The sequence below is a fragment of the Mesorhizobium sp. WSM4846 genome (genome assembly GCF_055811415.1).
Map to the genome: position 1 here is coordinate 1 of NZ_JBVVPZ010000126.1, position 238 is coordinate 238.

The 238-nt window shown below is 58.0% G+C and carries 1 protein-coding gene; it reads right to left on the minus strand.

Going from position 1 to position 238, the window contains the following annotated elements:
* Positions 1 to 13 precede the first annotated feature (13 nt).
* On the minus strand, positions 14 to 238 hold a 225-nt coding region (locus tag AC0L15_RS33310), incomplete at its 5' end, for a DDE-type integrase/transposase/recombinase (RefSeq protein ID WP_473498439.1).

A 238-nucleotide genomic window follows, 5' to 3' on the forward strand; every position in this document is an offset into this window, starting at 1 on the left:
TTCGCGCCGATGATCATGCTGCAAGGATTTCGAACTGCTCGGCGATCGAGGGACGTGGATTATAGGCGAACCTCGCCTGCCGTTTGCGCATCATGTGAACCATCTCGATGCCGGAAAGGACGGCATCGGCACTCCATCGACTTGAGCCGAGCATTGACCGAGTGCGGCGCTTGATGCGCCGATGGTCCTGCTCGATCTGATTGTCGAGGTACTTGCTCTTGCGGATGCGGATCGGCTT